Origin of the sequence: Paraburkholderia ginsengisoli NBRC 100965, from assembly GCF_000739735.1 — a bacterium.
Classification (GTDB): domain Bacteria; phylum Pseudomonadota; class Gammaproteobacteria; order Burkholderiales; family Burkholderiaceae; genus Paraburkholderia; species Paraburkholderia ginsengisoli.
On record NZ_BBJF01000010.1, the window covers coordinates 25,151 to 36,468 of the forward strand.

Annotated in this window: 8 protein-coding genes; 6 read left to right on the plus strand and 2 right to left on the minus strand. The window is 62.4% G+C overall.

All coding sequences use genetic code 11. The annotated features are described in order from the left end of the window. The first annotated feature begins 58 nt into the window (after positions 1-58). The gene (locus tag BGI01S_RS18390) at positions 59-1,183 is read left to right on the plus strand and encodes an NYN domain-containing protein (protein ID WP_042327405.1); all 1,125 of its coding nucleotides are present in this window, start codon (positions 59-61) and stop codon (positions 1,181-1,183) included. Between the two features lie 204 nt (positions 1,184-1,387). Beyond that, entirely contained in the window at positions 1,388-1,921 is a 534-nt protein-coding gene (locus BGI01S_RS31410; RefSeq protein WP_157004227.1) for an AlpA family phage regulatory protein, read from the plus strand. Between the two features lie 450 nt (positions 1,922-2,371). Here the strand turns inward: BGI01S_RS31410 and BGI01S_RS18400 are convergent, their stop codons facing one another. Further along, positions 2,372-4,105 (minus strand): methyl-accepting chemotaxis protein, encoded by a 1,734-nt coding sequence (locus BGI01S_RS18400; RefSeq protein ID WP_232624319.1) that lies wholly within the window; start codon positions 4,103-4,105, stop codon positions 2,372-2,374. Between the two features lie 451 nt (positions 4,106-4,556). Here BGI01S_RS18400 and BGI01S_RS18405 point away from each other — a divergent pair, with 451 nt between their 5' ends. Both BGI01S_RS18405 and BGI01S_RS18410 read left to right on the plus strand, forming a co-directional pair. Next, the gene (locus BGI01S_RS18405) at positions 4,557-5,258 is read left to right on the plus strand and encodes an NAD(P)H-binding protein (protein ID WP_042327407.1); all 702 of its coding nucleotides are present in this window, start codon (positions 4,557-4,559) and stop codon (positions 5,256-5,258) included. A gap of 463 nt (positions 5,259-5,721) precedes the next feature. Then, positions 5,722-7,029 carry a solute carrier family 23 protein gene (locus BGI01S_RS18410; protein WP_042327408.1) on the plus strand — a complete coding sequence of 436 codons (1,308 nt, stop codon included), beginning with the start codon at positions 5,722-5,724 and terminating at the stop codon, positions 7,027-7,029. A 114-nt stretch (positions 7,030-7,143) separates the two neighbouring features. Here BGI01S_RS18410 and BGI01S_RS18415 read toward each other — a convergent pair whose 3' ends face one another. Beyond that, positions 7,144-8,799: a Na+/H+ antiporter gene (locus BGI01S_RS18415; RefSeq protein ID WP_042327409.1), complete on the minus strand. Its 1,656-nt coding sequence runs from the start codon at positions 8,797-8,799 to the stop codon at positions 7,144-7,146. 365 nt (positions 8,800-9,164) lie between these two features. Here BGI01S_RS18415 and BGI01S_RS18420 point away from each other — a divergent pair, with 365 nt between their 5' ends. Then, the gene (locus BGI01S_RS18420) at positions 9,165-10,442 is read left to right on the plus strand and encodes an EAL domain-containing protein (protein ID WP_042327411.1); all 1,278 of its coding nucleotides are present in this window, start codon (positions 9,165-9,167) and stop codon (positions 10,440-10,442) included. A 33-nt stretch (positions 10,443-10,475) separates the two neighbouring features. Beyond that, positions 10,476-11,207 (plus strand): copper homeostasis protein CutC, encoded by a 732-nt coding sequence (locus tag BGI01S_RS18425; RefSeq protein ID WP_042327413.1) that lies wholly within the window; start codon positions 10,476-10,478, stop codon positions 11,205-11,207. The last annotated feature ends 111 nt before the right edge of the window (positions 11,208-11,318 follow it).

Genomic DNA, 11,318 nt, shown 5'->3' on the forward strand with positions numbered 1-11,318 from the left:
CACAGCGAGACACCGCAAGCGGTCTAACTTTGTGCCTACGAAAAAAGACGAGAACGGAATGCGAAAGACATCAGCAGGTCGGGAACCCAGCAATCAGCATTTCAAAGCGGACAAAGAAGCCACGGGCCAACATTGGAAGGAGCGCTATAACGCGCAACTCACCGCCGCGAATCTGGCTATCGAAGCGTCTGAATCTAATGTTGAGACTCACAAATTGCTGATCCTCGTGGACCTGCAAGGGATGTATCTTGCGCTCCACGAGTGGCTTTCGGAGCAAGGATTTCCCATCGACGACGGCATGATCCTCAGTCGATTCGCTTATCTCCAGATAAGGGACGCCGTTGCGGAAATCACGAAGCGCATTGCTCGGTCGAGACCCATGCCGACCAAAGACTTCAACGAGCTGGTGGACGCGATTAAGGTCGACTTTGCCGACGGACGGTGGCGTCTGGGTGAGCAACTGAACGTCCAGAAATCCGTGACCTACCTTGACGTCGAGCCGAACTTCGAGCTGTTTCACGCGCCGGCGCCGTTCGAATACATCGAGCTCAGTTTGAAGCAGCGGGCCCAATTAGGCGGCCGCGAAGCTGCGCGCCAGCTCGAGCAGCTCAAAAAAGGCATCGTAGAAAAAAAGGGCGTCTTCGTGCGCGACTACTCCGCTTACGACGATTTCGTGGATTGCCTGGCGAAAAACGTCGAGCACGCGCGGACGGAAAAGGGTTTTTTCACCGTGTATGTTGAAAATACTGGTCTCAAAACTTTGGACGAAAAAGAAGTCGACACAAGAATTGTTATGCGAACGATGGATGCCTTCTACAAGAAAGAAGCGGATTCCATCTGCATTGTCTCTGCGGACCAAGATTTTTTGCCGCTTCACGACCGCGCGTCCGAGTTTGGCATCCTGACCTTCCAGGCGGATCTAAAGAACTTTGTGAAGGGAGGCAGAATCGGGAAAAAACTCAAGCAAATGCAGGGGAGGTTCATCCAGGGTCGCATCGATCTCGAATGGCCGCTCGCAATTTTAGCGGAGGCGATGTCGGACACAAAATCTGATCTTCCTTCGCAATATCGACTCAGCGAATCGGAGTTGCGCGCGCTGTGCGATCTGCACAACTCGATGAATGACCTGAAGTTCCAGCTGAGCGTTGAATGTGACGGCCGTCTCAAAATGGCGAAGCTCTGAAGGCATCTTCGGCCGGCCTCCCAGAGCACCCGCCGATCCACGACTTTTCAAGGCCTAGATCTTCTTCACTGCCGCCCGACCCGGTCACCGAGAAATATCGCGACGGTTACGTATTGAGTCACCGATTGCCTATATTGCAGATGAAGCACCGTTGGGCCTCATAACATGGGCGAGTTTATCCAACGAACTTGATTGGAGGTTGACATGCACGCGCGAAAGGCTCAAGTCAGAAAGGGAGGGGGCGCGACAAGCAGGCGATCTCAAGCGGCGCTCCTTGAGCAACTGTCTCCGGCAGCCGTCGCACACTGGCCTATTGTGGTCAGGCAATTGCGCGACGCTGATGTGCTCGATACTATTGACGCTTGTTTGTTAGCCTCTTACTGCGAGGCCTTCGCGCGGTGGTGCACAGCGGGAGAGCAGGTGGCCAGAATGTTGATCGATTTCGGGATCAAATCTGGCCGGCGTATGGAAGCTCAAACGGGCGCTGCTCAAACCCCTTTGCAGGCCGCTGCGACGAAGATTGATTCACTTCAACGAGCCCCGAAAGCGATCATGCGTCGCCAAGAGGTCCAGCGCGCGATTGGTCTGTCCCGGACGACCATTTATAGCCGGGTAAAGGCCGGCACTTTCCCGGAGCCGGTGAGGCTCGGCGCGCGATCGGTCGGATGGCGCGTCTCCGACATCGAGGCTTTTCTAGAGTCACCCGCAGACTACAGAGCTTCGCGCAGGCCTTCGTAGAGTGTAAGGGGGAATTTGTCGATCGAGCGGCTTGGCTTCTGAGGATGACCCAAACCGTCATTCATGCGGCGGCACACAGTTTCGCTTTTCAACTGATACTGCATAACTTGGTGTTATTGTTTATATTCAAGTGCAAATGAAACTTGAGACTTACCTGTCACGCTTAAGTGTCACGTTTCATTTTTTGAAGCAACGTCCAAGCAGAATCGTCGATCGTTTGAATTCAATGAGTTACAAGCTGGGAGAGCGTCGCGTTCGCAATGCGAAGGTCGGGAGTTCGATCCTCCTCCTCCCAATAAAATTCGATCAAACGCAAAAAACCGGCTCTTAGCCGGTTTTTGCATTTCTAGCCCAGGAAAATGAGGGCGGCCGGTCCTATGGTTATCGCGTTCGTTCACATCCGCCAGCGCCGTCTCCCCGAAGCCCCACACTCACCAAAAAACGCCCACCTCAAAACTGATCCCACCCATCATCCGCGCTTGTTCCCGCACCGCCCGCGGCGCCACCCCCAACCCCAGCCGCACCAACCGGCGCAGCGGTCTTCCGTACGACCTTACGAGCAGACACAGCAACCTTCGCTTCCCTCCGCGGCATCTCCTTGCGCGCAGCAGTACTGGAAGCAGAACCAGAACCCAATCCAACAGAACCACCCCCCACCCCACTACCACTCCCTCCACCCAAAACCTGAAAAAACGCCACCGCCTCATTCAACTGCTCCCCCTGATCCTCCATCGACCGCGAAGCCGCCGCCGCTTCCTCGACCAACGCAGCATTCTGCTGCGTCACGTTATCCATCTGCGTGATCGCCACGTTCACCTGCTCGATTCCACGGCTTTGCTCGCTCGACGCCGCCGCGATCTCCGACATAATGTCCGTCACCCGCGCAACGGCCTGCGTGACTTCGCTCATCGTCTTACCCGCCTCACCGGCCAGCGCCGACCCATCGCGGATCTTGTCGACCGAGTTCGAAATCAGATCCTTGATCTCCTTCGCCGCGCTCGACGAGCGCTGTGCCAGGCTTCTGACCTCGCTCGCGACCACCGCAAACCCGCGTCCCTGTTCGCCCGCGCGCGCCGCTTCGACCGCCGCGTTCAGCGCCAGGATGTTCGTCTGGAACGCAATGCCTTCGATGATCCCCGTGATGTCCGCGATCTTCGTCGAGCTATCGCTGATGTCCTGCATCGTGCTGACCACCTGGCCGACCACCGCGCTGCCTTTCTGCGCAACCGACGAAGCACTCGCTGCAAGCGTGCTGCCTTGCTGCGCGTTGTCCGCGTTCTGCTTCACCGTCGACGTGAGTTGCTCCATGCTCGACGCCGTCTCCTGTAGCGAGGCCGCCTGCTGCTCGGTACGCTGACTGAGATCCATGTTGCCCGCCGCGATCTGACGTGCCGCGCCTGCGATGCTGGTGCTGCTGTCGCGCACGCGTCCGACGATCGCCGTCAAGCGCTCGTTCATCTCATGCAACGCGCCGAGCAGTTTGCTGGTCTCGTCGTTGCCATCGACGGTGATGCGCGTGCGTAGATCGCCTTGCGCAACGGTGCGCGCGACGCCGATCGCAAAGCGCAGCGGCCCGGTCACCGCGCGCGTGATCAGCACACAGGCACCGATCGCGAGCGCAATTGCGATCACGCTGATCGCGATCAGCAGATTGCGCTGGTTCTGGTAGTGCGCGGCGTAACCTTCGATCAACTGTTCCTGCCGGCCATGCGTGTAGTTGGCGTACGCGTCGGTCGCGCGCACGAGCGCCGCGAGCAGCGGCCGGCACTGGTCGTCCATCTTGACGATCGCCTCGTCGCGCCGGTTGTTCAGCGCGAGACCGACGATGTCGGTGGCCACCGGCCCGTACGCGGCCTCCACGCGATTGATGTCGGCGACGAGGCTGCGCGCTTTATCCGACGTGTCGGACGCGGTCGCGATCATCTCGTTGAGTCTTTTCAGGTTGGCCTGTACGTCTTCGTGCGCGCGCAACACGTCGGCTTTCTCTATTTCGAAATCCTGAGGTTTGGTCACGAGTACCAGATTGCGTGCGGCGATTGCGCGGCGGTCGACGGCGGATCGCACCTGCATCGCCATTTCCGCACGCGCGTTGATGCCGTGCACGAAGCTGGAAAACCCGTCGGTCGAATCGCTCAGCGCTTTCAGAGACAGCCCGGACACCGCGACGACGACGAGCGACAACATGCCGAAACCGGCAATGAGCTTACTTTTGATTGTGAGGTGCTTGAGTGCCACGATTTTATTTTCTCCAATAACGAAACGTGAAAACGTTCGCATGGACTCTCAGGTCCGGGCATGGGAACGTCTATTGGCCGCCAAACATGAAGGCGGCCCCGCGCGGCCTATCCCGTGTCGCTGATTGCACGCGCCGCAAATCACGGCGCATCTCTGTCAGTCAAAACGGGTATCCCATCTACCGGATAACGGATTGAAGACACCCGGACTTAAGCTGGACCGTGTATTTCTCTATAACCTTGCACAAGATGAACGAAGAAAGCGGAGCTTATTGCTGATTCGCGGTATGTAGGCACGCGATGAAAACATTGCCTTTCGATTGCATTTCATCGTGGACGGGGACGCGGCAGCGACTATCGACTAACCTGCGCAGATCAAGCGCGACGCGGGAGTACCCATCATGAAGGTTCTTATTTTTGGCGCGACCGGCATGGTCGGGCAGGGCGTACTGCGCGAATGCTTGCGCGCGCGGGACGTCGAGGTGGTGCAGACCGTTGGCCGCACGCGCTGCGGTCAGGTCGATCCGCGCCTCGTCGAAGTGATTCAGCCGGACATGATGGACTATCGCGCGGTGGAGGCGTCGCTCGAAGGATTCGACGCATGCTTCTTCTGCCTGGGTGTTTCGTCGGCGGGGATGCGCGAGGCGGAGTACACGCGCCTCACCTACGACCTCACGATGGCGGCCGCGCAAACGCTCGCCCGGCTCAATCCGCAGATGACCTTCGTCTACGTGTCCGGCGCGAATACCGACAGCACCGAGCGCGGCCGCAGCATGTGGGCGCGCGTCAAGGGACGCACGGAGAACGCATTGCAACGGCTGCCGTTCAAGGCCGTCTATCTGTTTCGTCCTGGCGTGATCCAGCCGTTGAACGGCGCCCGATCGAAGACGCGCTCGTACCGGCTGTTTTACGCGCTGACGAAGCCGTTCCTGTCGACACTGCGTGCGTTGTTGCCCAACCAGATTCTGAGCACCGAGGACATTGGTCTTGCGATGCTGGCAGTCGCCCGCGATGGCGCGCCAAAAGCGGTGCTCGAAACCGCGGACATTCGCGCGCTGAGTCGTGCGGGCTCCACGCCTGCGCTCGACTTGCACGCGGGTTGAAGCATCGGCATCGGCAACCGGGCGAATCCGACGCCGGATGTGGCCGTGGCCTCGCGCACGGGAGTGCATTCGCGCAGCAATTCGTGCGCACACAACGCGCGGCGATCTAAAGAAAAAAAGGCCAAAAAAAACGCTCACACCGGGGGGCGTGAGCGAAAGTCGGATAGTTATAACAACATCGCATGCGCCTATGGGGACAGCGCAGCGAAGCCAGTCTAAGCGTGGGGCATAAGCAAAAGTATCGGATGATTCTGAAACGGGAAGCCTCTGCGACTGGGCACGAACCGCGCGAACGGCGCATGCGATCCGCCGACATCCCGTGCCACCCGCGCTTCCCCCCACGCTTGCCAGGCCCAATGGCACTCCGTACACTCGCGCGTAATTCCCGGGCCGCGCCTCATCGTCGCGTCGCCCGGCACTCACCACGCCGGATCATCACGCCGAACAGAGGAGAACCCCCGCCATGGCCGATTCCTATTTTCCCCGCTGGCGCCGCCAGTCCGCCGCCGCCGAGGGTAGCGTCGTCGGCACCGACGAGCGTCTCGCGTGGCCGCAGATGTTCGCGATGGGCATTCAACACGTCGTCGCGATGTTCGGGTCGACGGTGCTCGCGCCGTTACTGATGGGCTTCGACCCGAACCTGTGCATCTTCATGTCGGGGATCGGCACGCTGCTGTTCTTCGTGCTCGTCGGGGGCCGCGTGCCGAGCTATCTCGGTTCGAGCTTCGCGTTCATCGGTCTCGTGATCGCGGTGACGGGCTACGGCGGTCACGGGCCGAACCTGAACATACCGGTGGCGCTGGGCGGGATCATCGCATGCGGGGTGGTGTACGCGATCATCGGGCTGATCGTGTCCGCTGTCGGCACGCGCTGGATCGAGTCGCTGATGCCGCCGGTCGTGACGGGCGCGATCGTCTGCGTGATCGGTCTGAACCTCGCGCCGATCGCGGTGCGCGGCGTGAGCGGCAGCAACTTCGATTCGTGGATGGCGCTCGTCACCGTGCTGTGCGTGGGCGCGGTCGCGGTCTTTGCGCGCGGCATGCTGCAACGTCTGCTGATTCTGATCGGCCTGCTGATGGCCTATGTGATCTACGCGATCGTCACGAACGGCCTCGGCATGGGTAAGCCGATCGACTTCTCGATCGTCGCGAACGCCGCGTGGTTCGGCATGCCGCACTTCACGTCGCCGGTATTCGACCCGCACGCGATGGCGCTGCTCGCGCCGATCGCGGTGATCCTCGTCGCGGAGAATCTCGGCCACATCAAGGCGGTGAGCGCGATGACCGGCCAGAACCTGGACCGCTACATTGGCCGCGCGTTTCTCGGCGACGGCCTCGCGACCATCGTCTCCGGCTTTGCCGGTGGCACCGGCGTGACGACGTACGCCGAGAACATCGGCGTGATGGCCGTGACCAAGATTTATTCGACGCTGGTGTTCGTGATCGCGGCGGTGATCGCGCTGGTGCTGGGCTTCTCGCCGAAATTCGGTGCGGTGATCCAGACCATTCCGGGCCCGGTGCTGGGCGGCGTGTCGATCGTCGTGTTCGGGCTGATCGCTGTGACCGGCGCGCGCATCTGGGTCGTCAACAAAGTGGATTTCTCCGACAACCGCAATCTGATCGTCGCCGCCGTGACGCTCGTGCTCGGTGCGGGGGATTTCTCGTTGAAGCTCGGCGGCTTTGGCCTCGGTGGCATCGGCACCGCGACGTTCGGCGCGATCATTCTGTACGCGCTGCTGCGCAGGAAGCCGACGCAAGGGCCGGTCGCCTGACGGCGATTGCGCGCCGACCGGACCTGACCTGACCTGACTGAGCGTCGGCGGCGCGCTTCTTCTTTTCCATCATGAACGGAAGATGCCGGCGCCGCACGCACCGCAACCCCCGCTCTATTTTCTCCGCGCCGTGAGCGCCGTCTCCGACAAATCCACTTCGCGCATCAGCTTGTTCAACGTCTCGTCGTTGATCTCCTGAGTGCTGCGCAGCGCGAGCAGCGTCTTGCGCTCGGCGCGCATCGCCGCGAGCTTCATCCTGAACTCCAGCGCATCGGCGCGGCGCGCCAGTTCGCGCGACTCCTTCTCGTCGTCGAGCGTGGCGAGGCGGCGTCGATAGAGGTCCATCACGCGCGCGGTCACGTCGGCCGCATACGCCGACGCCGATTCGTCCAGATCCGCGCACTCCTTGTCGTGCATTTCGTCGACCGCGCGAATCGCGGCTTGCGCGGCCATCGTGCGGGCCAGCGCTTCCTCGGCGGCATGCGGGTCCTTGCCGCGCCGCCAGCCGCGCAACAGCACCGGCAACCCGACCACCGCCACCACCAGCGACAGCAGAATCACACCCGACGCGATGAAAACCGCCAGATCGCGGCCCGGCAACGGCGCGCCGTCCGGCAACGACACCGGCAGCGACAACACGCCCGCCAGCGTGACCGCGCCGCGCACGCCGGCCACCGTCGTCACCGAGGCCATGCGCAAACCGGGCACCGCGTTCGCGACGCCGTGCTTCGCCGCGCCGCGGCTCGCGAACCAGCGCAGCAGCCACACCCACACGAAGCGCATCGCGTACAGCGCGGCCCCCACGGCGGCGATGTAGCCGATCAGCAGTCCCACCTGCGCGTTGCTGGTCTCGTGCGCGTCGAGCAGCGCGCGGCCGAGAATGTGCGGAAACTGCAGCCCCAGCAGAATGAACACCATGCCGTTGAAGACGAACTCGATCATCGTCCACGTGCTGGCGGCCCGGATCCGCGAGGCTACCGAGCCCGCGTTCGCCACCGTCGTGTAGTTCATCATCATGCCGGCCGCAACCGCCGCGAGAATGCCCGACCACTCGAAACGCTCGGCGGTCAGATAAGCGGCGAACGGAATCAGCAGCGTCATCACGACGCCGGGCGCGGGGTCGCCATCTTCGGCGAGGTTCAGAAAGCGCGTCGACACGAAGCTGAACAGCGCGCTCACCGCCGCACCGACCGCGAGGCCGCCCAGCGCGATGACGACGAAACTGATCGACGCGTCGCGTAGCGAAAACACGCCGGTCAGCGCGGCGGCGATCGCGAACTTCAGCGCGACCAGGCCTGACGCGTCGTTCATCAACGCCTCGCCTTCGAGGATATGCATCAGCCGGCCAGGAATCTTGTCCTTGCCGACGATGCCGGAGAGCGCCACCGCATCGGTCGGCGACAACACGGCGGCGAGCGCGAACGCGACCGGCAGCGAGATCGACGGCACGAGCGCATGCACGAAGTAGCCGACCGCCAGCACCGTCATGAACACGAGGCCGAGCGCGAGCATCAGGATTGCGCGGCGCGCCATGAAGAATTCGCGCTTCGGAATGCGCCAGCCGTCCGCGAACAGCAGCGGAGGAATGAACAGCACCATGAAAATTTCCGGATTGAAGGTGACGTGCAATCCGAGGCGCGGCCACGCAAGCAGTGCGCCGATCGTGATCTGCACGAGCGGCAGCGGCAACTTGAACGGCAACGTGCGCGTGAGGACGCCGGAAGCGGCGACGGCAAGCAGAAGAATCAATACGGTAAAGACTATTTCCATCGGTCTATTTGGGCGGATATAACGGGAGGTTCCTCGGAGATTTTCGACGCGGCGCCGTGCGGATTACGACGCGCAAGGCCAGAGTGTAGCCCGACCGCGCGCGGCGGCATCGCGAGCGCCACACGGCGGGCCGTGCCTGGCGCGGACGTTAAAGCCGCTCACGCACCTCGACGGTGCGCGCCACGCCCACGCTCGGCGCATGGACTCTTGCGCCGGTGCAATCGTGCGAACAAAGTTCAGCCGAATGTGCGCCAGCGTGCGCATGGAGCTTGCTTAAGCGGTAACGATGACGCACATTTGAAAAACGGCGCCGAGGTATTCGCTTCCGAAATCGGATCGGGCCGGCCATTGCGTGAGAGGACTGCATGACGATTGCGCAACAGGATAGGACGGCCAGCGCGCCGCATGGTTTCGATGTCGAAGTGACGTCGGGCCTTCAACGATTTTCGGTGCAGCACGGCGAGCTGACCCTGACCAGCGTGTTCCAGCCGATCTTCAGCCTGTCGCATATGCGGGCGGTCGGTTACGAGGGGCTGCTGCGCGCGCACGACGTGCTCGACCGCGCGGTGTCGCCGCTCGACGTATTCGGCGAGGCCGCGCGTCTGGGCGACGTGCTGCAAGTGGACCGGCTCGCGCAGACGTTGCATCTGGAAAATTTCAAGGTGCTCGGCGCCGAGCGCGAGTGGCTGTTTCTGAACGTGCATCCCGGCGCGCTCACGGATCCGTATCACGCCGCGGCGTTGCTCGCCAATCTGCGCCGGCTCGACCTGCCGCCGCGGCGCATCGTGCTCGAAGTGCTCGAACAGAGCGCCGAAGACCTGGAGCGCCTCGCCGATGCGGTGCGCCAGTTCCGCGAGCGCGGCTTCCTGATCGCGCTCGACGATTTCGGCGCGGGGCACTCGAATGTCGAACGGATCTGGCAATTGAATCCCGACATCGTGAAGCTCGACCGCATCATGCTGTCGCACGCCGCGCATCGCGCCGATATGGCGACGATCCTGCCGGGCCTCGTCGCGTTGCTGCACGAAGCGGGCAAGCTGGTGTTGATCGAAGGCGTCGAGACCGAGCACGAAGCGCAGATGGCGCTCGCGTGCAACGCGGACTTCGTGCAAGGCTTTTTCTTCGGCCGGCCGAACCCCGGCGCGGTCGACCCGGTGCACGCGGTGTCGTGTATCGGCGAACTGACCGAGCGTTATCGCGATCAGGCCGAAGCGCGCGAGCGCCGCAACGCGAGCCGGCTCGCGCCGTATTTGCGGGCCTTCGAGCGCGCCGCGGAACGGCTTGCCGCCGGCGAACCGCTCGAAGAAGTGTGCTGGAATTTCCTCGCACTCGACCATGCCGCGCGCTGCTTCCTGCTCGACGGGAAGGGCCGGCAAGCGGGCCGCAACGTCGTGCTGCGCGCGGATCGCGCGGCGCACGAAACGCGCTTCCTGCCGCTCGCGGACGCGCAAGGGGCGAACTGGCTGCGTCGTCCGTACTTCCGCGACGCGATCAATGCGCCGGAACGTGTGCATGTGACGCGACCGTATCTGTCGATCAACGAGGCATTGCCGTGCGTGACGCTGTCGGTGGCGACGCGCGTCGGTGAGCAGACCTGCGTGTTGTGCGGCGACATCGATTGGGTGGACGAAGAGCGGTTCTGAGATGATGTCGTTTTCAACGACACCTGGCCGCCCATGTCCGTTCTGCTCGAAGTCATTGCCACCACGGTTGCCGATGCGCGCATCGCCGCGCAAGAGGGCGCCGACCGTATCGAACTCGTTACCGCGATGGGCGAGGGCGGCTTGACGCCGAGCGTCGGGCTGATTGAAGCGGTGGTCGCGGCGGTGTCGATTCCGGCAGCCGGCGTGCCGGTGAACGTGATCGTGCGGCCGCACAGCCGCTCGTTCGTGTACGACGCCGACGACTACGCGGTGATGCTGCGCGACGTGCGCGCGGTCAAGGAGGCGGGCGCGAACGGTATCGTGATCGGCATGCTGAACGCTAACGGAGAGATCGACCGCGACGGACTCTCGCGAGCGATCGACGCGGCCGACGGCATGGCAGTCACGTTCCATCATGCGTTCGACGAAACACGCGATCTGCGCGCAGCGCTCGACGTGCTGCTCGGCTTCGACGCGGTGACGAACGTGCTGACATCAGGCGGAAAAGCGTCGGTGCTGAACGCGCAACCGACAATTCAAGAACTCGTGAAGCAAGCCGCCGGGTCGCATTGCACAGTGCTGGCGGGTGCGGGTTTGACGGTCGATGCGATCGCCGGCTTCGTGAGCGCAACGCAAGTCGAAGCGGTGCATTTCGGTTCGGGCGTGCGCGTGGGTGGCACTGGGCTCGCGCCGGTCGATGCGGAAAAGGTCGCACAGGTCAAGGCGTTGCTGAATGTGAGTGGGATTGCCGCGCGAGTGAGGTGAGTGCAGCGCGACCGACATTGTTGCGTAGCCAAAGTAGCAGGCAAAGAAAAGCCGCTTCGGGTTCACACTCGAAGCGGCTTTTTCTATTCACGCCGCGCTGAGCGGGGCGCG